Here is an 18,627-nt window from a genome sequence, read left to right as displayed (position 1 = left end):
CGCGAGAGCTGTAGTCGTCGTACCGACCGCGTCAGCTGAAGTGACCACTATCGGCCGGACAGTCAACGCCGGTAACTGAATTCCGTTCAAGTGACGGTGCCGGTCGGCCACATTACGACTGCATTCTCTCACCTTCCCGGCACCACTAAACCAGCCTCGTAGGCGCACACGACGAGCTGGGCTCGATCACGGGCCGACAATTTGAGCAGCAGTCGGCTCACGTAGGTCTTCACCGTGTTGAGGCTGACGGTGAAGTGTTCGGCGATCTCCGCGTTCGACCGGCCGGCCGCAACCTGAACCAGCACTTCCCGTTCGCGCTCGGTCAGTTCGTCGAGCGCCCCCGGTGCGGTTGCCAAGGCGTGGCCGGACGTGCTTCGCACGAACTCCGCGACCAGTCGGGTGGTCAGCCGTGGGGTCAACAGCGCCTCACCACCGGCGATGACGCGGATGGCGCTGAGCAGGTCTTCCGGAGGGGTGTCCTTGAGTACGAAACCGCTTGCTCCGGCACGCAGCGCGGCGAAGACGTGCTCGTCCTCGCCGAAGGTCGTGACTATCAGCACACGGGCGTCGATGCTGTCGTCGTCGGCGATGTGCCGGGTGGCTTCGAGGCCGTCCATGACCGGCATGCGGATGTCCATGAGCAGGACGTCCGGGCGAAGTGCACGGCTCTGCCGGACCGCCGCGGCACCGTCGGATGCCTCGCCGACCACCGTGAGCCCCGGTGAGGTTTCCAAAAGCACCCGGAATCCGGCTCGTACCAGCGCCTCGTCGTCCACGACCAGGACACGGATCGGCTCGGTAGTGCCGTCAGCGCCGACCGCCGGTTCAGCCATGGCGCTTCCCCTCGCTGCGGTCAGCGTGTGCCGTCGTCCATCGAAGTGGGAACTGAACGCGCACTGCGTAACCACCGTCCGGACATGGGTCGGCCGTGACGGTGCCCTCGTACAACGCGACACGATCCCGCATTCCGGCCAGGCCGTGTCCGCTGCCCGGCCCGGCCCCGGACGGGCCGGCGACGGGGGCGGCGTTGAGCACCGAGATGCTGATTCCGTCCGGGCCGCTGGTGACGTCGACGGATGTTGTCACCCGGCCGGCGTGGCGGACCACATTCGTCAGCGCCTCCTGCACGACCCGGTAGGCCGACTCCTCGACCGGTGGTGGTGCGCCGGCCGTCTCGGACAGTGTGAGCGTGATCGGGTAGCCGTCATCGCGGAGATTGTCGACGAGCGACCGGATGTGTGCGAGTGTCGGTCGTTCGACGGCCGGGCCGGCCGTCAGCGCACCCGCCGTGCCCAACGGATCCCCCGAAGCGTCCCGCAACGAGTGCAACACCGCTCGTAACTCGTCCAAAGCGCTGCGGCTGGCCGTCTCAATCGCCGACAGCGCGGCCGGCGCCTCCTCCGGCCGCTGTTCGAGCACCACCCGTGCCACGCCCGATCGGACCGCGATCATGCTCAGCGTGTGCGACACGATGTCGTGGACGTCCGCCGACACCCGGACCCGTTCCTCGGCGCGGACCCGGCGCTCCGCCTCCCGGGCCCGCTCCGCCGTCTCCGCGCGCAGCCGACGCTCCGCCTGTCGACGGGTACCGAACGCGTACCCCACCAACCAGGCTGGAATGGCGAGAACCAGTTGGATCGCGTTCTGCCCGGTGGCCGGGTGCAACTGCATCGCGGTCAATTCCGCCATGGTGACCAGCCCGACCGCCGCCACGCTGGCCCGCAGCGACACCTCGCGCGGAAGCCGATCGGCCACGGTCAGCACCGCGATCCCCAAGGCTGGGCCCGCGTTGCTGTGGAACACCGTGAAGCCGACATCGGCCAGCGCTGCCACGGCGAGGACCAGCGACACCGTCACGAGTACCGGTACCGGGACGGCCCGGCGCGCCGCCAGCGGCACGGCCGCGGCGGCGCCGAGGACCAGGATCGCCGCCGTCGGCCCATGTCCGGAACCGCGGAGCAGGACCGGGAGAGTGAACAGTCCGAACGACCCGACGGCCAGAGCGATGTCCAGCAGATCGGGCCATGGCAGATCGCTCCGGCCCAGTCGCATGTGGATCACGTTAGCGAAACGTATCGACGAAGGCGTCATGCGCGAGAATGACGGTGCCGCCTCCGAGGGAGGCCCCGGATCATGCTGGAGAGCGACGCCCGGGCCGGTCGGTGTGGCGCACTGTTCCAGTCATGACAAACCACCGGCTGCAGCTGTCCCGTCCCGCCGTCGTCACCGCGACCGTTTCCGTGATAGCCGGACTGGCCAGCGGAGTCGCGAGGTACCTCCACCGATCCGACACGCTCGAACCACAGATCGCGGGCACTGAGGCGTGGCTGCCGCATCTCGGCGTCCTCGCGGTCGTGACCGTCTGGTTCGCGGTGGCATCCCGCCGTAGCCCGCTCGGCTGGAAAGTGATCTTCGTGCCGCTCGGACGTCCGATGGCAGCACGGATCGGAGCCACATTCCGGTCCGGGGCCGGCGTTCCGGCTTTGCTGCGCTGCCTGGCCGTCGCCTTCCTCGTACTGCTGGAGGTGTACATGGCGTGGCGCATCGGACTGCAGGTCTTCGCCGGGCTGGACCCTAACTTCCCCCGCAACGCCTGGGGCGGCCCGTCATACCTCGGCGCGATGTTCTGTCACTACCTCGACGGCGCCCTGCTGTACCCGATCTGCCACGTCCTGCTCCGGCGAGCCACTGTCCCCGCCGCCCGGGAAGAAGGCATCGCCGTGTGATCGGACAAGGTGAATCCGGGCCACCAACCGAATGCCGATTACTGAACCTTCTGCTCGCCCTGTAGCTCTATATTGGCCCCGTCCCGGGAGCCTGGTAGCCCTTGTGATGCCCGGCGAGGTGATTCTCGGCGGCATCCCTGAGGATCGGGGTTCGGGACGAACGCCAGACGTTTCAAGGTCTTGTCGTCTGTCAGCGTGGCCGGCTGGCCGGGCCGATGCCGGCCGGAGGGACCGGCCTGGTCTCCAGCAAGCCGGAAAGGCCGGCCCGACGTCTCGGCCATCACCGGGATGCGGCCCGCTTTACGTCCATCAGCTCAAGCACCTCGTCGCTGAGTCCGTGGATCGCGATGTCGTCACGCTGGCTCTCCCACCGTTCGCGGTCGAGCACCAGGTTGATCTGCTCCTGGCGGGCACCGTCGAAAGCCCGGATCGTGGTGCCGTTCGACTGATAGCCGAGCGACCACGAGACTCCCAGCGACGGCGCGTTGGTGGACCAGGCGGCGGACTCGGCGCGATCCGCTCCAAGCCCCGCGAACGCGAGGTGCAGGATGGCGCCCCGCATCTCCTTGCCATACCCACGCCGCTGGAACCGCCGCGCGATCCATGACCCCGTCGAGACGGTCTTGGTGGTGCCGAAGTCCTGCGCGCCGATCTCCTGCACCCCGACGCACGCGCCATCGACCTTCACAGCCATTACCAGGTTCCATCTGCTCGGCCGCCAGTCCGCCAGGGACGCCCAGTAGTACCGCAAGAACGACCACTCGGCCTGGGGAGACGGTCCCGACTCCCACCCCGCTACGGGCGAACGCGCCAGAAAGCGGTTCTGCGGATCGTAGATGCCGGCTGCCGCATGGATCGCCAGTTCGGCAAGCTCATCCTCACCCGGCACAGCCAGCTCAAGCACCGACGTCGTCACCCGCAGACGGCGCACGGGCCAGATCTCGGCCAATGTCATCCGAGCATCATGCCCTGTCCTGCCGTCTGCCATTGCCCGCAGATGTTGGGGGATCTCCTCGTCGGGCAGTGGTAGACCGTCCAGCCTTCCCGGACGGGGCGAAGGCCGATCGTCCGGTAGGGTGCTCCACCTTGTTCCCGTCCGGAAAGGCCGGTAGCCCTTGTGGTGCCCGACGAGGCGATTCACCCCGGCCGATCTCTGAGGGCCGGGGGTTCGGGACAGAGCCGCGGAGTCTTCATGGTTCTTGTCGTCCGTCAGTGTGGCCGGCCGGCCCGGCCGGCAGGTGCGACGCCTTGAGGAACGGATAGACAGGTGTGAGCGAGGAGGCCGCGTCGGCGGTCAACGGTGGGCCAGGTGGGCCCGGCCCGTCTCGCGCAGCCGCGCGTGCACGCCGTCGTACGCGGTCACCCCGCCCAGGTAGCGGCGGGCCACCCGAGCCAGCATCGTGTAGTTCGGGTCGCAGACGTTGCCCACCGGCGCTTCACCGGCCTGGCTGACCAGCTGGTACGCGTCGAGCTGGTCCAACCCCATCAGCTCGGCCGTCCAGGTGACCAGGTCGTGCTGGCTGATCCGGTACGCGTCCTCCAGCGGCCGGGCCGAGCCGGTGCTCATCAGCGCGTCGTCGGATTCCAGCCGCGGCCACGGCGTCGACACGCCCTTCACCAGGTCGAGAATCAGAGTGGTGTTCATCGCCGCCTCGACCCCGGTGCCGCACACCTCGCCGTGGCCCTGCCGGCAGTGACCGTCACCCACCGCGAACAGCGCACCCGGCACGTTCACCCCGAAGTACGCGGTCACGCCGGCCCGCAGCTCGGGCGAGTCCATGTTGCCGCCGTGGGCGTCCGGCACGATCGTCATCCGCGACTCGAACGCCGCCGGCGCCACCCCCATGGTCCCGTGCATCGGGTCCAACGGCAGCGCCACCGTGTAGTCGCCGCGCCGGGCCCGGTACGTCACGGTGCCGGCGGCGACGTCGACGTCGTACATCCAGACCAGCTCGTCGAGCGGCGGGTGCAGCATGGCCGTGGCGTGCGTCCCGGTCAACGCGCCGAAGTGCGGAAAGGTGCTGGAGACCGCCCAGTCCCGGGCCGGTTCGACGGCCACCACGTGCACCGCAAGCGTGTCCCCCGGTTCGGCGCCCTCGACGTGGATCGGCCCGGTCACCGGGTTGAGATAGGGGAACTCACACACCCGCGAGGGCAGGTCGTCGATGCCACGCACCCGGCCGCCGTAGCAGTCCTCGGTGTACAGCTGCACGACGGTGCCGGGCCGGACCCGCAGGACCGGCTCCCGGCCGCCGAAGGTGTACGACATCTCCGCCGGCTCGGGCCGGTAGGTGACGACCTCGGTCATGGCAACTCCTCGTCGCGGTCGGTGGTGGAAGCCGAGCACCTGTGCTGCTACCCGGGCGTTGATCACGACCTGCAGCCGGATGGCGAACCCGCACCATACCGATGACGCGCAGGCTTGCCCGACCGCAGCCGGGACGCGCAGACTTGGCGGATGCGCCCGGGGATGGCAGACGGCCGTCTACCAGCGGCTCCGCGTGCCGTGACGCACCCGGCTGTCTGGTCGGTGCCGGCGATGGCGCTGCTGGTGCTCGTGGCCATGCCGTTCAACGACGCGTTCTACGGTTTCTGGGTCAACTACGACGCGCAGGGTGACGCACAGCAGTACGAGCTGCTCCACACCACGCGCATCTTCCAGTACACCTCCGGCGTCCTCTGCGGACAAGTGTTGGCGCTGCTGGCCGGGGCCGCCCTTGCCAGCCGCAACACACAGGCGAGGGCGCTGGTCGTGGCGGTCCCGCTCGCGCTGCTCCTGGCCGGCGTGGCCGTCGCGGTCGCCTACCCGCTCGCCCGCGCACGCGAGGGCGTCTACTTCACGACCCCGGCACTCGATGACCCGATCCTGGTGCGGGTCCTCCTGTTCGAGCTGGCCGCCTTCCCGCTCTATGCCGCTGCCGGCGTCGGTCTCGGCGCGCTGCTTCTGGGGCACCTGCGGCGAGCCGCGACGCGCTGGCCGCTCGTGTTCCTGCTCCTGCTGGGCTGGTTCGCCGCCACCCTGGTCGGGCTGCTGCAGGACGACCGGTTCGCCGCGCCGTACGCGCTGTTGTGGGCCGTCCCACCGATCGCGGCCGGCACGGCGATCGCGCTGGCCGGACTGTCGACGGATGTCTGGGCCGTACCGCCCGTGCCGGTGGGTGACTGGGGGCGCGGCAGCAGCGCCGCCCTGCTGGTGAGCGCCGCCGCTTACGCCCTGGGGTTGAACCTGCTGGCCCGCTGGGCCGGTCGCCGGGTGCCCCGCCCGACGAAGGGGTGACCGTGGTCGCCCTCGGCGACGAGACCGGTGAGTGGGCGGCGCACCGGACCGGCGGCCATCAGTCAGGCACGTGAGCGATAGCGGGACGGCTCCCTCGTCACGTGAGGCCCGGTACCGGCAGCCAGACTGGACATAACCGGGCGGACGCTGGATCGCTGGTGCGGGGAGGTCAGACTCGCGAGCGAGGCGTGGATTGCTCGGCTCGAACCTTGCCCATGCGCCCCGCTCTGGTCGCAGCACCGTTCGAGTCAGGCCGGGCTGCGGAGAGCCCTGCTGATGTTGAGCGGGCTCACAAAGTGGCCGGCCAGGCCCCGAACGTGTGGACGCTAAGCCTGAGGGGTCCAAGTTTGATATGGCCAGGTGCCGGCGGCACGGGCCCGGTCCACCAGCTCGGGTGCCTGGGCGGTGACCTCGATGACGAGCTGTCCTGCATATCCGGCCATCGCTTCCGGGTACGTCCGTAAGGCAACCAGCAGCCGCCCGACTGCGCTGAGACGTTCGACGGCGATTCGCCAGTCCTGACGGTCGACGGCGAGGGCGGCGGTGAGCAGCAGTGTGTTCGCGTACTCCCAGGCTGCGCGCTGGTCCAGCACGGCCAGCTCATGACGGATGGCGTACGCATGTTCGGCCAAGGGCGCCGCGGTCGCCGTCTGCCGGCGTTCGAGCAGCGCGGCGGCGAGATTGTGCAGGGCCGTGCCGAGGATTCGACGCAGCCGTGGGTAGGCCGCGTCCGCGTCCGCGCAGCGGTCGATGACCTCGGACAGCAGCATGACCTGGTCTTCGTGACGTCCGGTGGCTTCCGCGACCACGGCGGCGTCGACCATGTGGGTGACCGCGTCGGCCAGCGCCTCCCGCTCGGTGGCGGTCCCGCGTAGCAGGCCCTCGTGCCGCCGGACGGCAACGACCACGGACAGCCAGGCAAGGTCCCAGGCGTCGTCGCAGTGGCCGATCCGGTGCCGGAGCATCGCCCGCTGGTAGAGGGCGGCGGACCAGAGGCGCCGGACGTCCCGCCGGGCCGGGTCCGACGTCGCCCCGTCGTACAGGCTCAACTCGTCGGCGAGCTCGGCGAGGACGCCGTCGGCCTCGATGATCTGGTCCGCGTCGGCCAGAGAGGTTCCTTCATCGAGCCGGGCGGCACAATCGGCGATCACCGACGGGTCAGCGGGCGGGCGGTTGCCGGGTGCGGGGCCGGTCACCCGCGACTCCGCCGCCAGCCGCGCCGCGAACCCGCCGGCGGTAACGCCGGATGGTGAGGGCTGGGCTAGCAGATCCAGGTAGGAGCGGCGTATCCGCCATGCGCCCGAGTCGGGCACCACCAGGTTTTCCGGCGCGGCTTGTTGCAGCTGCGCCAGCGACGCCTCGATCCGCTCTCGTCGCTTCCGCGCTCCGGAGCCCTGGAACATCTGTTCCAGCGAGTACTGTTCGGTCAGCGCCACCCGCATCAGGTCCGGCCGTCCCAGAGTGCTGGCTATCCGCGCGAAGATTCCAAGGGCGTCCGCCAGGTCGATCACGGCGGCCGCCTCGCCGGTGTCGCGGGCGAGCCCACGCTGGAGGTCGACCATCTCGGCGGCCAACGGTCCCAGGACGGAGGGGTCCGTCTCGAGTCGCAGGGTGACCAGCCCAGTCAGTGCCGCGGTCCGAGCGCGGCGGGCGTCGAGGCCGTCGGCGGGCCGGGGCGCGACCAACCGCCACACCCGTTCGACGACATCGCGCCCGCGATCGACGAGCCCGCTGCCGGCCAGGATCTGGCCCGCCTGCACGGTGCGGACCACGGCGTCGGCATGCCAGTCCGGATCGGAGAGCAGATCGTCGGCGAGCGCGATGACCTCCTCGGCCTGTTCCCGCAGCTCAGTGACATCACCGCCATCGGCGAGTCGTTCCTGAGAGAGGTTCAGGGTGGCGCGGCCGAGGGCATGCAGCAGACGCCCCGGATCGCCGAGACCACGGGCAGCGGCAACAGCCCGCTCAACGGCCGCCCGGGTGTCGGGGCCGAGACCGGCCCGCGCGGTGATCTCGTCGGCGGCGCTGAGCAGGCGGTCAACCTCGGCAGGGGTGCTCATCACACGTCTGGAGTCACACCGTCGGCAACGGCAGATGCCGGCTCACGCAATGCGCTGGTTCGATCACCGACACCTGTAGCCACCTCCAGTGCTGTACGACGAGTTGCCCTGACCAGCTGCGAAAAGCGCCATTCCCCCGAATCGGTGCCCGCACCAAGCACCGCGAGCAGCAGTCGACCGATCATGAAACCCGAGGCGCCGCCCGCCCCGGCGAGGCACGCCCCCGTGCAACAGCCGCGAGCCAGCACGTCGCGATCCGCTCTCACCCAACAGTGATGTGACACGCCGTGAGGGCATGTCGCACTTCTACCAGGAGCCAGAGGAAAGATGAAGAAGCTCGATACGGTCTCGCGGATGCCATGAAGTTCCGCGAAGACGCCGATATAACGACATTCGACGCAATCGCAATGCCCATCCGCGCGTACAACGCGTTCGCAGGCGGGTCAGGCGCCCATTCCCAGAAACACTGCGTGCCGGTCCCCGCGCATCCGCTCATCGGCCATGAGCAGGCGTGCATTCCCGGGCGATGGCCCGAAGCCCCGAAGGTCGACGCCTTCGGCCCGCTACCAGGTGCGGCTGGAGTACTAAGCGCGGTTCAGCACCAGAACGCCTGACCCCGTGGTCGAGTTGCGACGATTTGCGGTCAACCGCGCGGCGCTCGGTCCGCAGGAGCGTCGCGACGCTGAGCTGCACGGCTCGGCGGCACGGGGATGGTGCCGTGAGTATGAGTCGTGGCCGCCGCAGTCGCAGCCGCAGCCTTGGATTTGCGGCGGTGGAGCGTGAGCGTCATGACCAGCACGACCAGTGCTCCGACGATCAGCCCGAGGATCGCGCTGGCCACCGTGTTGACGAGCCAGCCGACGAGCCCGCCGAGAACACCCGTGGCGTCGTGGGCGGCGACCTCCACGTGGTGCACGGCCTCGTACAGGAAGTGCAGGTTCAGCTCGTTCGTGCCCAGCAGCAGGATGTGCCCGCCCACCCACAGCATCGCCGCGGTGCCGACTACCGTCAGCACGGTGAGGACTACCGGCATCGCCCTCACCAGACCGCGGCCGAACGTGGCGACGGCGCCGGAACGTTGCGACAGGCGCAGCCCGGCGTCGTCCATCTTCACGATCAGGGCCACCACGCCGTACACCAGGACGGTTATGACGACGGCGACGACAGCCAGGATCGCCAGGCGGGACCAGAACGCCTCATCGATCACCTCGTTAAGGGTGATGACCATGATCTCCGCCGAGAGGATCAGGTCGGTTCGTACCGCCCCGGACACCAGTGTCGTCTCGTCCTGCACCTCTTCCTCGCCCGCGCCGTGGGCATCGTGATGGGCGATCTTGGCCCACACCTTCTCCGCGCCCTCGTAACAGAGGTAGGCGCCGCCGAGCATGAGGATCGGAGTGAGCAGCCAGGGCACGAACTGACTGAGCAGCAGCACCGCTGGCAGGATGATGAGGAACTTGTTGCGCAGCGACCCCAGGGCAATGCGCTTGATAATCGGCAACTCACGCTCGGCCGCCAGGCCCCGCACGTACTGCGGCGTGACGGCAGCATCGTCGACGACGACGCCCGCAGCCTTGGCGCCGGCCTTCGCGGCGCCCGCCCCGATGTCATCGATCGACGCGGCAGCGGCTCGGGCCAGCACCGCCACGTCATCCAACAGGGCTACGAGTCCACTGGCCAAGGGAGGGTCCTTCCAGGGTTGCGCGGAGTTCGAACTGGCCCATTCTTGCTCAGGTCCCTGTGCGCGCCACGCCACCGCCCGGTCGTATATCGGGCGGGAGCTCGCGGTGAGCGGCTATCGCGCTCAGCCGACGACCCGCCACCACCGCGCCCGGGTCATCACCTGGTGCCAGCTCAGGCCGAACCCGTCCGCCGCAGTCACCGTCAGCCAAGGTCGGCGTAGATGCGTTTCGGTCGCTGTCCGGGTCGGCCGCGGATGCCTCTGATCGGCGGGATCTTTGTCGACCAGGGGCAGTAGTTGGGCAACGTCGTGGAGGTTGCCGCCCGGGCAGGGACGCGGCGGGTGGGATGCCGCCCCCGTCGGTGATGACGTGGTGTTTCGAGCCTGGCTTGCGGCGGTCGACCCGGCTCGGGCCTGTTTTGGCCGCCCTCGGCAGACAGCGCCTGAAGCGACAATCCAGCTGCTGAGCAGCCTCGCGGCCTGGCGACACGGCTCCTTGAACGTGATACGCGCGCTAGCTCGGCAGGAACGAGCTCCCAGCTCCATCTCCGCCCTCTAGCTGGTGGAGCGCTCGCTCTGCACTGCCCTCATCTGCCGCCGTCGCGTGTTGGTAGCGCCTGGCATTGTGCGCTGTCCTGCCGAGAACAGTGCACCTGATCATGACGGGAAGGGCCTTCGGCCGGGTATCGGTGGTGCGGCTGCGTCGAGAACGGTGGCGGTCGGCCGTTGTCTTGCGGTCGGGTGGCGGCAGGGTCAGCGGCGGCCGTGTTCGATGCGGTGGCGGGCGCGGGAGCGGGCGGCGGCGGCCGGGGTCGAGCCGGTGGCGCGGGCTGTGCGCAGGATGTCGGCGAGGGTGTCGGCGATGCCCTGAACCCGGGCGGTGGCCTGGGCGGAGGTTTCCTGGTGCAGTTCGACGGCAGTGGCGTGGATGATGCCGCCTGCGCTGACGATGATGTCCGGTGCCCAGAGGATGTCGTGCTGGTGCAGCAGGTCGGCGGTGGCCGGGATGTCGAGTTGGTTGTTGGCCGGGCCGGCGATCGCGGCGCAGCGCAGTGTCGGCACTGCGTGCGGGGTGAGCAGACCGCCGAGGGCGGCGGGGACGAGGACGTCCACGTCGGCGGTCAGGCAGTCCTGCGGGCTGGTCCAGGCGGCACCCGCTGTGTCGGCGAGCATTCGTCTACCCTCGTCGAGGTCGGCGGCCACCAGGGTCGCGCCGACGTCGGCGAGCATGCGCAGTACGTGGCCGCCGACGCGGCCGAGGCCGAGCACGGCGAAGCTGCGCGCGGACAGGTCGGCTGACCCGAATCGCTCGGCGCACACGGCATGCAGCGCGGCGAGGACGCCGACGGCGGTGTGTCCGGAGGAGTCGCCGCTGCCACCGGCGTGCACCGGTCGGCAGAACGCATGCGGGGTCCGCTCGGCGATCGTGACCATGTCGTCCGGTCCGGTTCCCACGTCCGGTCCGGTGGCATAGGCGCCGTCCAGCCCGGCGATCACGTCGCCCGCGTCATGCAGCACCGCCCGACGGGCGGCCGCGTCGAGTGTCCTGCCCGGGGGCAGGGCGACGACGGTCTTGCCGCCGCCGTTGGGCAGCCCGGCCAGCGCGCATTTGTCCGACATCGCGGCCGACAGCCGCAGCGCGTCGGTGAGCCCGTCACGCCAGTGCGGGTAGTGCGCGATCCGGCAGCCGCCGATGGCCTGACCGAGCGCGGTGGAGTGCACCGCGACAACGATCGGCAGGCCGGATCGTACGCCCCGCCTGATGACGACGTGTTCGTGCATGGACTCGGTGTCGAGGTGGGTCGCGACCATGATGGCTCCTGTCGTGCGCTCGCCGGAACGGGCTCGACAGTAGGCAGGTGGTTGGCGCCGACCAGCTCAAAGCGAACATCGTTCGGAGAAGATGACAAGATCCCGGTCGTGGACGAACTTGATACGGCGATCATCGAGCACCTGCAGACACATGCGCGGCAGACCAACCGCGAACTGGCCCGCGCGGTCGGCATCGCGCCGTCCACCTGCCTAGAACGCGTGCGCGCACTGCGGGAACGCGGCGTGATCACCGGCTATCACGCCGAGATCAGCCTGGCCGCCCTCAACCGCGGCGTACAAGCATTGCTGCACGTGCAGGTCCGGCCCCTGAGCCGCACCGTCATCGACGGCTTCAAGAAATATGCGATGGAGCTGCCCGAGGTGCTGTCGGTGTACGTCGTGGCCGGCGGCGACGACTTCCTCGTCCACGTCGCCGTCCCCAGCGTCGACAGCCTGCACTCCTTCCTCATGGACAAGTTCAGCGGACGCCGCGAGATCGTCGGGTTCCGCAGCTCCGTCATCTACCAACACGCCCGAAAACAGGTCATCGAACCACTCGACCCATAACGCACGGCCACAGAGTCGGGGACAGTGCGCACATCTACCGCCGACCAGGCGCGGCGCGGTCGCCAGGACCGCTTGATCAGGTGCGCGTTCATGCCGCTGACACTGCGCGGTGATCGCGATGCGGCGGGCGGCTCTGGCCGAGGGGCAGGCCGCGGCGGTAACACCTACGTTCAGCCGGAGGCCGACCAGTCGTGGACCGGTCGCGGTAGCCGCCGAGAATGTGACCACCTGCACCGCGCGGGCCCGGTATCCCCATGCGTCAACCGGCGGCAACGGCATCCCGGGCAGCATCCCGCCCACAATCCGCAGTGGATGGCAGTCGAGGCCGTGGCCGGATTCGAACCGGCGTACGCGGTTTTGCAGACCGCTCCCTGACCACTCGGGCACACGACCAAGGCGCCCACGGAAGGACTCGAACCTCCGACTTGGGCATGGTGCGGGTGGAGGGACTCGAACCCTCTGAGCGCGAACGCAACGGCTTTACAGGCCGCCCCACCTCTCCGTCGGTGGCGCACCCACTGGGGTGACTGGCCGGTACTGACCCGGCACCTCCGGGGCCACAACCCGGTGCTCTGCCATTGAGCTACAGCCACAACTTCGGCCCGAAGGCCAGTGCCCGCGGAAGGTGTCGAACCTCCAGCCCCCTGGGTGTGGACCAGGTGCTCTCCCGTTGAGCTACGCGGGCATAAGCGGAAGGGGTGGGATTCGAAACCCACGAGGAAGCTTCCGCCCCCTACGCCGTTTCCAACGGCGTCCCCGTGACCGCCGGGAGCCCTCCATTGCTCCCCCGCCTGGACTCGAACCAAGATCAGCCGATTAACAGTCGGCCGCTCTGCCCTTGAGCTACGAGGGAATGGACGCGCGTGCGGGATTCGAACCCGCTGTTGAGGACGAGAACGACGTCCACCGGGCCCTCCTTTCTGTCGTGGCCGGTGATCTGTGCGAGCGGACGACGGGGATCGAACCCGCGACCTGCACCTTGGCAAGGTGCCGCGCTACCAACTGCGCTACGTCCGCATGGAGCCGTCGGCCGGGATCGAACGGCGGCCTGCGCCCTACGAAGGCGCTGCTCTACCAACTGAGCTACGACGGCGTGAGTGCCCCGAGCGGGATTCGAACCCGCACTGCGCGCGGTTTGAAGGCGCTGCCTCCTACCAGTTGGGCTACCGAGGCGTGATCCGCAGAGAGCGGTGGCGACGAGTTGATGATCTCGTCAAGTTCCACGCGCTCAACTGATGCCGTGAGCACCCGGGAATGGCTGAGCGGTCGGCGGGCACCGACCCCGCTTCTTCGGTTTGGAAGACCGACGTGTCCGCCGAGTTCACCACGACCGCATGGCATTTTGTGCGTAGGCCGTACGGGGCTCGAACCCGTAACCTCCTGGCTGAGAACCAGGTGAGCTGCCAGCTTGCTCCAACGGCCCATGGATCTGGCGGGGATCGCGGGCCGCTCGCCAGGAATCCGCCTGCGCGCCCTCCCTGGCTTGAATGGAGTCCTCGGTCCGGGACCGGGGTGTCGAACCCCGTCTCTCTCGCTCCCAAGGCGAGCGGGTCGGCCGTCTCCCTCGTCCCGGAGGTGAAGCCCCCGGCCGGCCCGTGCAGGCACCGGCCGGGGTCTTGTTATGCCATCCACTGTGGAGTTGAGAATCTGCAACGCCGCCGGCCGCAGTCGGGGCGAGAAGCAGGGGCGACAGGACTCGAACCTGCAACCTTCGGTTTTGGAGACCGATGCTCTACCAGTTGAGCTACGCTCCTATGGAGCTGGTCGGATAACGAAAAAGCCGCCCTATCCCTGGCGGGGGGGGGCGGCTTCGCGTATGCGTCTGCGCTATTCCCGCCGCCACCCCGGCTTCCAGTTCTGCTCGCTCGCACAGTGGTCGTGGGCTCGCCCGATCGAGGGCAGCACGGCACCGCCGCGCGGCATGAACCGCGTGGTTTCGGTGGAGGCGTACCGCGACACGGGGAGCTCCTCGGGTTGATCGGATGACCTTGCTTAATTCAAGGTAAGGGCGACGTCCACGGTTGGCAATGGATATTCCGAAGCCACATTCATGTAGCTCGGAGCGGCGGCTCAGTCCTTGAGGTGGACACCGGCGGCGGACGCCGTGTACGCGACCGGCAACATCGCCGAAAGCCCGGGCAGAACGTCAGCGCGCCGATTGGCACCAGCACGCGCCATTCCAAGAGGAGACCAGCACCCCTGCCCGCTGCAGCGAAGAGCAGATCGCGCCTACACCTCCCGTGCGAATCGCGCCGGGCAGCGCGGAACAGGCGTATCGACGGACACTTGTGTCATGGACCTCACCCCGGATCTCGACACGCCCAGCCCTGCGCGGGTCTACGACTACTTCCTCGGCGGGTCGCACAACTTCGCCGCGGACCGTGCGCTGGCAGCCCGCATGGAGAAGGCCATGCCCGACATCGGGCACATCATGCGGGCCAACCGCGCGTTCCTGCGTCGCGCGGTCCGCGCGCTCGTCGACGCAGGCATCCGGCAGTTCCTCGACCTCGGCTCCGGCATCCCCACGGCGGGCAACGTGCACGAGGTCGCCGGCCGCGTCGCCCCGGACACCGTTGTCGCGTACGTCGACATCGACCCCGTGGCGTTCAACCACAGCCGACGCCTCCTGGCCGACGACCCGCGGACCGTGGTGCTGCACGCCGACCTCACCCAGCCGGACGCTGTGCTCGGCGACCCGACGCTGCGCGACGTGCTCGACTTCGAACGGCCGGTCGCGGTGCTGCTGGTGGGGGTGCTGCACCAGCTCACGACCGACCCGGCCCCGATCATCGCCCGCTACCGCGACCGGCTCGCCCCGGGCAGCTACCTCGCCCTGTCGCACGCCTCCTCCGACGAGCGTGCCGACGCGCTGGCCCTACGCGACACCTACAACCAGGGGTACGCCAACACCGCCCGGATGACCCTGCGCAGCAGGCCGGAGATCGAACGGCTCTTCACCGGCTACACGCTCGTTGCGCCGGGCCTGGTGCAGCTGCCCGAGTGGCGGCCCGACTGGCCGGTGGACCCGGACGAGGACCCGCGCCGCTTCGCCACATACTGCGGGGTGGGCCGGCTCGGCTGACCAGCTGCGTCGACGGCCGCGAGCGGACCCCGCAACGGGCCGCCCGCCGCCGTGGCGCATCTGCCACTGCGAGGGACCAGCCCTCCCTGCCCCAAGGGGCGCCTACACGGGAATGAGCCAGCCCGTCGCGGTCGCGCTCTTGGAGGCACAACACCGGTACCGGTGATGCCCGATGGTTCCGCCGGGCGTGTCCTACGCCCGGCGGAACCGCAGTAGTTATCCGAGGACGAATCGGAAGAAGCGGGGGCGGTAGATGCCCGGATCGCGGTAGTGGTCCGCGTCCGGGGAGACGCGGGTGTCCATGCTGTTGACGTTGTAGGAGGCGATGAAGGTGTCACCGGAGCTGAGCGCGGGGTGCACGTGGGCGTTGTAGGAGATGACGTCGGGGTTCCAGTAGCTGCCGTAGGGGCCGGGTTCCGGCATGCGGTAGACCGGGGTCTTCTGGGTGAAGGGGCCGTACGGTGAGCAGGACGTCCAGGCGTTGATCTGTCCGCTGAACGCCTCGGTGCTGTCCTGGCTGAGGAGGAGGAACTGTCCGCCCCAGGGGGTGATGCTGTATTCGTTGGCGATGCCGGTCAGCAGGTTGCGGGAGTTCTGCTCGCGGAGCGTCCAACCCCACGGCGTGTGGTACTGCCAGGTGCCGTTGGCGAGGTCGCTGCCGTACACCCGGGCGATGCGCATCTGCTTGTTGATCGGGGAGTCGTCGACGCCGTAGACGTAGGTGTAGCCGTCGCCGCTGCGGCTGGCCGGCAGCAGCCCCGAGCCCCAGGCGACCCCGCTGGCAGAGGGCAACTCCCGGACGCTGACCGGGGTCCGCAGGTTCGACAGGGCGAAGTTGGCGACGACGTTGCGGTTGAACCGCCAGTCCCAGGCGCCGGAGCCGAAACGCTCGTACTCCTGGTACACCACTTGAAGTTGTCCGCCCGAGAGATGGCCGTCACCGACCCAGTACCACTTTCCGGGCCCGGACGGCGGCATCAACGCCCGAGGCGCCCCGGCGGTGCCGCCCTGGTAGGTGGTGAAGCTGCCGCCGTTCTGCACGACGAAGGTGTTGTTGACCAGGGGGGCGCTCACCGGGCGGGTGCCGTCGCTGTTGAGCGGGCCCATCCAGGTGTCGGAGAACAGCCAGACGATCCGGCCGTCGGGCAGCTTCACCGAGTACGTGGAGTCGCCACCGGTCCAGCCGTCCGGCGTGCTGGCGGCGTACCTGTTGAACGCGCCCTCCGGCTCGACCGTGGTCTCGACGCTGCGCACCGAGAGCGGGCGCAGCGCGCACGAGCGGGCCGTGAGTGGCAGCACGCTCTCCACATTCGTGGTGAACGTCTTCGGGCTGCTGTCCGCGTCGGCGGAGTGGATGTCCAGTTCGGTCCAGGTGGTCACCAGAGTGGCCACCATGGGGTACGCGAAGTCCGGCACCGTGATCAGTCCACCCGCGTCGGGATGGCGCACGGTGTGGATGCTCGGGTACGTCGCCAGCGTGCCGGTGCTTCCCGTCGGTGACCAGACGACGACGGCAGATCTGCGGTTGGCGTCCCTGGTGGTGTCCACCATCAGTGTCGAGCAGTATCCGCAGCTCGCGTCGCCGGAGTTCTTGACCGCGCGGAAGTCGTGGTAGACAGCACCCCCCTTACGCAGGATGTCCTGGTACTCCGCCTGGGCGCCGGCGGGCGTCGAGTGACTCTTGCGGGCCGGTCTGGCGCCCCCGAGGGTGTCGCCGCTCGTCCCGCTCGCGCCGGTGAGGTTGCTGCGCCACAGGCTCGCGTCGGAGTCGGCGTAGCCGTAGATGCGCCAGGCGTCCACGGTCGGGGCGGGCGCGGCGTTCGCCTTGGCCAGTCGATAGTTGGCGATGTGGTAGTTGAGGAGCATGTCCGCGAAGTTCAGGCCGTAGCCCTCAGCGGTGTGCCGGATCGCCTCGATCGGCAGATGGTCGTGGTTCCGGATGCTGTCCCACGTGCGTCGCACGAAAGAGGCATCGACCTGCTCGGTGAGGTAGGTCGGCAGCAGGAACGCGCCGTACTGCGGACCGCCGCCCAGCCCGCCCCAGGAGTTGAGTGCCGCCCCGGGCTTGCTGAGCACGTCGTAGACGTTGCGGGCGTACAGCTTCTCCTCGCCGGGGATGGGCACGTACGGCGCCCGGGCGTAGGTCTGGCGGGTCGCCCACTCCGCGGTGGCCTCCATCCACCAGTTCATCGAGCCGAACTCCTTGCCGCCCACGAAGAGGGCCAGGTAGTCCAGGCCGACGTCGGACCGATCCCAGTACTGGTACTGCATGACGTGGAACAGCTCATGCCGCGGCAGGTAGTCCCAGTCGTCCTGCCCGTTGGGCACCAGCATGGTCGCCTGCTGGTTCAAGCCGAACGGCAGGACGAACGGCGCATCGATCGGCAGGCCGGCCCCGCCGACGAGCGGAATCTCATCGACGCCGTAGACCAGCACCCAGGGCTTGCCGTCCCGCACGGGCAGCGGGTAGCCCATCTCGCGATACTCGTCGACGGCGATCGAGAGCGCGTTCAGCAGATGCTGCACCGCCTTCGCCCGGCCGTTCGGGTTGGCGTCCGCCGGGATGCCCGGCCTGCCTCCACCGGCGATGTTGTAGAGGACGAGGAACTCGCCGGCCGACGCCCGGCAGCGATAGGTGACCCCGAGGTAGTCGTACGGTTCGGCGGCGCAGTCGTCGTAGTCGGCGGCCGTGGCGGCGCCGGCAGGCACCGCGACATCTGGCGCGATCGTCCGCGCCGCCTCCGGGTCGGCGCTCGCCGCCAACATCGACAGGTATGTCAGATATCGCTGCGGGTCGTGGATGGCCCCGGTCGGCCGAAGGTGCGCCGGCACCGACCGGGGCGAGCGCACCGCGCCCAGGCCATACCGCACCGCGTCGTCGCGGGAGAGCTTCCCCCGGTGGTACGCCGAGAGCACGCGTTCCCCGGGGCCGAAGTCGGGCGGGGCGGCCGTCCTGCCGGTGGCGGTGCGCAGCGGCGCCTCCTTGAACGGCGTCGGTTGCGGGACCGGCGGGGCCGTGACTCGCGGTTCGGTGTGCGGCGGCGCGACGGCTCCCACGGCGGCTGGCGCCGCGGCCGAATCGGGCGCTGCCTGCGCGGCGCCACTGGTCAACACGGCCGCTGCCAGCACAACTGTCGCGCTGAGCAGGGCCAGGGGGTCTCTCATCGCACTCCCTCTATTGGATGACCGGCCGGTGCCGGGGCCGTCCGACACGGTGTCCACCGGTCTTCGAAGCCCGCCACGTCACCGGCGACTGCCTCTCCCCCGAGGCCGTCGCCCAGTCGATGCGTCGCTCGTCGCCCTCGGATAAGCGCACCGGACTCTGCGCGCCCTTCGTCGTTCGCGGCCACCCCGTGCTGGCCGCGCCGCGAAGCGCACGCTCGGACCGCCCGCTCACGGTCAGCGGACTCGACCATAATCAG

General features: G+C 69.3%; 12 protein-coding genes, 12 tRNA genes and 1 pseudogene. 4 read left to right on the top strand and 21 right to left on the bottom strand.

The window, feature by feature from the left end:
• Positions 1 to 128: 128 nt before the first annotated feature.
• Together GA0070562_RS20925 and GA0070562_RS20920 are read right to left on the bottom strand one after the other, a co-directional pair.
• Entirely contained in the window at positions 129 to 833 is a 705-nt protein-coding gene (locus GA0070562_RS20925) for a response regulator (protein ID WP_091424913.1), read from the bottom strand.
• Positions 826 to 2,052 (bottom strand): sensor histidine kinase, encoded by a 1,227-nt coding sequence (locus GA0070562_RS20920; RefSeq protein WP_254663849.1) that lies wholly within the window; start codon positions 2,050 to 2,052, stop codon positions 826 to 828. The genes GA0070562_RS20925 and GA0070562_RS20920 overlap by 8 nt, the downstream gene beginning before the upstream one ends.
• Before the next feature lie 131 nt (positions 2,053 to 2,183).
• On the opposite strand from GA0070562_RS20920, the gene GA0070562_RS20915 reads away from it, so the two are divergent.
• A complete protein-coding gene (locus GA0070562_RS20915; RefSeq protein ID WP_217493434.1) occupies positions 2,184 to 2,726 on the top strand; it encodes a hypothetical protein in 543 nt (180 codons plus the stop codon).
• A gap of 280 nt (positions 2,727 to 3,006) precedes the next feature.
• Here GA0070562_RS20915 and GA0070562_RS20910 read toward each other — a convergent pair whose 3' ends face one another.
• Both GA0070562_RS20910 and GA0070562_RS20905 read right to left on the bottom strand, forming a co-directional pair.
• Positions 3,007 to 3,681 (bottom strand): GNAT family N-acetyltransferase, encoded by a 675-nt coding sequence (locus GA0070562_RS20910; protein WP_175438815.1) that lies wholly within the window; start codon positions 3,679 to 3,681, stop codon positions 3,007 to 3,009.
• Positions 3,682 to 4,020: 339 nt separating this feature from the next.
• Positions 4,021 to 5,034 carry an acetamidase/formamidase family protein gene (locus tag GA0070562_RS20905; RefSeq protein ID WP_091424908.1) on the bottom strand — a complete coding sequence of 338 codons (1,014 nt, stop codon included), beginning with the start codon at positions 5,032 to 5,034 and terminating at the stop codon, positions 4,021 to 4,023.
• A gap of 198 nt (positions 5,035 to 5,232) precedes the next feature.
• On the opposite strand from GA0070562_RS20905, the gene GA0070562_RS20900 reads away from it, so the two are divergent.
• Positions 5,233 to 6,003, top strand: a complete 771-nt coding sequence (locus GA0070562_RS20900; protein ID WP_091424906.1) for a hypothetical protein — start codon at positions 5,233 to 5,235, stop codon at positions 6,001 to 6,003.
• Positions 6,004 to 6,329: 326 nt separating this feature from the next.
• Here the strand turns inward: GA0070562_RS20900 and GA0070562_RS20895 are convergent, their stop codons facing one another.
• The 4 genes and pseudogenes from GA0070562_RS20895 to GA0070562_RS20880 all read right to left on the bottom strand — a co-directional run bounded on the left by GA0070562_RS20895 (position 6,330) and on the right by GA0070562_RS20880 (position 11,556).
• Positions 6,330 to 8,063 (bottom strand): hypothetical protein, encoded by a 1,734-nt coding sequence (locus GA0070562_RS20895; RefSeq protein WP_139135489.1) that lies wholly within the window; start codon positions 8,061 to 8,063, stop codon positions 6,330 to 6,332.
• 643 nt (positions 8,064 to 8,706) lie between these two features.
• Positions 8,707 to 9,744, bottom strand: a complete 1,038-nt coding sequence (locus GA0070562_RS20890; protein ID WP_091424902.1) for a DUF808 domain-containing protein — start codon at positions 9,742 to 9,744, stop codon at positions 8,707 to 8,709.
• A 206-nt stretch (positions 9,745 to 9,950) separates the two neighbouring features.
• Positions 9,951 to 10,165, bottom strand: a pseudogene (locus tag GA0070562_RS30755) (transposase); the annotation flags it as partial.
• A 332-nt stretch (positions 10,166 to 10,497) separates the two neighbouring features.
• Complete coding sequence (locus tag GA0070562_RS20880) at positions 10,498 to 11,556, bottom strand: Glu/Leu/Phe/Val dehydrogenase dimerization domain-containing protein (RefSeq protein ID WP_244254068.1); 1,059 nt, start codon at positions 11,554 to 11,556, stop codon at positions 10,498 to 10,500.
• Between the two features lie 108 nt (positions 11,557 to 11,664).
• Between GA0070562_RS20880 and GA0070562_RS20875 the strand changes: the two genes are divergently transcribed.
• On the top strand, positions 11,665 to 12,123 hold the full coding sequence (locus tag GA0070562_RS20875; protein WP_091424898.1) for an Lrp/AsnC family transcriptional regulator: 459 nt from the start codon (positions 11,665 to 11,667) through the stop codon (positions 12,121 to 12,123).
• Positions 12,124 to 12,445: 322 nt separating this feature from the next.
• Here GA0070562_RS20875 and GA0070562_RS20870 read toward each other — a convergent pair.
• The 12 genes from GA0070562_RS20870 to GA0070562_RS20835 form a co-directional block, all read right to left on the bottom strand.
• Positions 12,446 to 12,516: transfer RNA gene (locus GA0070562_RS20870), tRNA-Cys, on the bottom strand.
• 39 nt (positions 12,517 to 12,555) lie between these two features.
• Positions 12,556 to 12,642, bottom strand: a tRNA-Tyr gene (locus GA0070562_RS30325).
• Positions 12,643 to 12,716: transfer RNA gene (locus GA0070562_RS20865), tRNA-His, on the bottom strand. It abuts the tRNA gene before it with no gap.
• Between the two features lie 20 nt (positions 12,717 to 12,736).
• A tRNA-Val gene (locus GA0070562_RS20860) sits at positions 12,737 to 12,808 on the bottom strand.
• A 5-nt stretch (positions 12,809 to 12,813) separates the two neighbouring features.
• Positions 12,814 to 12,901, bottom strand: a tRNA-Ser gene (locus GA0070562_RS30320).
• 4 nt (positions 12,902 to 12,905) lie between these two features.
• Positions 12,906 to 12,976: transfer RNA gene (locus GA0070562_RS20855), tRNA-Asn, on the bottom strand.
• A 91-nt stretch (positions 12,977 to 13,067) separates the two neighbouring features.
• Positions 13,068 to 13,140 (bottom strand) — tRNA-Gly (locus tag GA0070562_RS20850).
• A 1-nt stretch (position 13,141) separates the two neighbouring features.
• Positions 13,142 to 13,216: transfer RNA gene (locus tag GA0070562_RS20845), tRNA-Thr, on the bottom strand.
• A gap of 5 nt (positions 13,217 to 13,221) precedes the next feature.
• A tRNA-Leu gene (locus GA0070562_RS30315) sits at positions 13,222 to 13,296 on the bottom strand.
• Between the two features lie 88 nt (positions 13,297 to 13,384).
• A tRNA-Gly gene (locus tag GA0070562_RS30310) sits at positions 13,385 to 13,457 on the bottom strand.
• 15 nt (positions 13,458 to 13,472) lie between these two features.
• A tRNA-Glu gene (locus tag GA0070562_RS20840) sits at positions 13,473 to 13,546 on the bottom strand.
• A 258-nt stretch (positions 13,547 to 13,804) separates the two neighbouring features.
• A tRNA-Trp gene (locus GA0070562_RS20835) sits at positions 13,805 to 13,877 on the bottom strand.
• Between the two features lie 539 nt (positions 13,878 to 14,416).
• Here GA0070562_RS20835 and GA0070562_RS20830 point away from each other — a divergent pair.
• Positions 14,417 to 15,205 carry an SAM-dependent methyltransferase gene (locus GA0070562_RS20830; protein WP_091424896.1) on the top strand — a complete coding sequence of 263 codons (789 nt, stop codon included), beginning with the start codon at positions 14,417 to 14,419 and terminating at the stop codon, positions 15,203 to 15,205.
• 216 nt (positions 15,206 to 15,421) lie between these two features.
• Here the strand turns inward: GA0070562_RS20830 and GA0070562_RS20825 are convergent, their stop codons facing one another.
• Complete coding sequence (locus tag GA0070562_RS20825) at positions 15,422 to 18,370, bottom strand: hypothetical protein (protein WP_091424894.1); 2,949 nt, start codon at positions 18,368 to 18,370, stop codon at positions 15,422 to 15,424.
• Positions 18,371 to 18,627: the final 257 nt, after the last annotated feature.

This window comes from Micromonospora tulbaghiae, from assembly GCF_900091605.1.
Classification (GTDB): Bacteria; Actinomycetota; Actinomycetes; order Mycobacteriales; family Micromonosporaceae; genus Micromonospora; species Micromonospora tulbaghiae.
Note: the sequence above shows the minus strand (reverse complement) of the source record. Positions and strands in the feature narration are given on the sequence as shown.

Bases quoted from the DNA above. Each gene is read 5' to 3' on its own strand.
- GA0070562_RS20920 (WP_254663849.1), bottom strand. From the start codon at position 2,052: ATGCGACTGGGCCGGAGCGATCTGCCATGGCCCGATCTGCTGGACATC.
- GA0070562_RS20905 (WP_091424908.1), bottom strand. From the start codon at position 5,034: ATGACCGAGGTCGTCACCTACCGGCCCGAGCCGGCGGAGATGTCGTAC.
- GA0070562_RS20830 (WP_091424896.1), top strand. From the start codon at position 14,417: ATGGACCTCACCCCGGATCTCGACACGCCCAGCCCTGCGCGGGTCTAC.
- GA0070562_RS20825 (WP_091424894.1), bottom strand. From the start codon at position 18,370: ATGAGAGACCCCCTGGCCCTGCTCAGCGCGACAGTTGTGCTGGCAGCG.
- GA0070562_RS20880 (WP_244254068.1), bottom strand. From the start codon at position 11,556: ATGGTCGCGACCCACCTCGACACCGAGTCCATGCACGAACACGTCGTC.
- GA0070562_RS20895 (WP_139135489.1), bottom strand. From the start codon at position 8,063: ATGAGCACCCCTGCCGAGGTTGACCGCCTGCTCAGCGCCGCCGACGAG.
- GA0070562_RS20925 (WP_091424913.1), bottom strand. From the start codon at position 833: ATGGCTGAACCGGCGGTCGGCGCTGACGGCACTACCGAGCCGATCCGT.
- GA0070562_RS20915 (WP_217493434.1), top strand. From the start codon at position 2,184: ATGACAAACCACCGGCTGCAGCTGTCCCGTCCCGCCGTCGTCACCGCG.
- GA0070562_RS20910 (WP_175438815.1), bottom strand. From the start codon at position 3,681: ATGACATTGGCCGAGATCTGGCCCGTGCGCCGTCTGCGGGTGACGACG.